General features: G+C 43.9%; 1 protein-coding gene. It reads left to right on the forward strand.

Annotated features, from left to right (window positions below; translation table 11 throughout):
- Positions 1 to 248 precede the first annotated feature (248 nt).
- Positions 249 to 1,052 (forward strand): MetQ/NlpA family ABC transporter substrate-binding protein, encoded by an 804-nt coding sequence (locus R7R78_RS24305; protein ID WP_021450160.1) that lies wholly within the window; start codon positions 249 to 251, stop codon positions 1,050 to 1,052.
- Positions 1,053 to 1,122: the final 70 nt, after the last annotated feature.

A 1,122-nucleotide genomic window follows, 5' to 3' on the forward strand; every position in this document is an offset into this window, starting at 1 on the left:
CCTTTTTTGTATCTGATGATTTTAAGTGTTGCTATGGGTACACCGTTGGCACCTGAGCTCATCTTCTTATCCCCCTTGTAAACTCTTTTGCTTCAACCCTTTCAACTATCTTAACCCTCTGCTCGATAAAATTCGTGCTCTACAGCCCTTGTGACCTTCAAATGATCCCTCAATGTTTTAGTCGTTGACCGTTTATATATTCCTGATAGGATAGCCGTATGGACGTCTAAATATAAAATGGAGTTACGATGACAAATTTAGGTCACATCAAAAAGTTATCTTGGGTTCTCGCTGCTGCGCTCAGCTTAAGTGCCTGCGGAGAAAAAGATAATTCAGTAATCAAAGTCGGAGCTACGGTTGGGCCACATGCACAAGTAGTTGAAGCAGTAGCGAAAGAAGCGGCAAAACAAGGGCTAAATGTTGAAGTCATCGAGTTCTCTGATTACGTGACACCTAACGCCGCGCTGAGTGACGGTAGCATCGATATTAACAGCTACCAACACCAACCTTTTTTGGATAATTTCAACAGCAGTCATAACTCTCAGCTCGTTTCAATTGGCCAATCTATCTTGATGCGCATGGGTATTTATTCCAATAAATACCGTTCGTTAGAAGAGTTACCAAACCGTGCCAGAATTGCCATTCCAAACGACCCAACTAATGGAGGCCGAGGGCTGTTACTACTCGCTGATGCGGGCTTGATTGAGCTTAAACCAGGTGTTGGCCATAAAGCCGCGTTAACCGATATTAAGAGCAATCAAAAAGAACTGGAGTTCGTTGAGGTAGATGCGGCGCAGCTGCCAAGAACGCTGGATGACGTTGATGCCGCAGCTATTACGATGAATTACGTGATGTCTTCAGGCTTAGACCCTAAGAAGCAAAGTATTTTCCTAGAGTCCAAAGACGCACCTCTCGCTGTTATGGTTATTGCGACTCGTGAAGCCGACAGAAACAACGAGGCTTACAAGAAGTTCGTCTCTATTTACCAATCCCAAGAAATTCGCGACTTCCTTGATAGCACTTTCAAAGGAACGATTGAACCAGCCTTTTAAGTAAGAATTAATCCTTGAGCAAGCTATCTTGCTTGCTCAGAGAGACAAAATGACAGGGGCTCATGAAACA

The organism is Vibrio sp. 2134-1 (genome assembly GCF_033339495.1).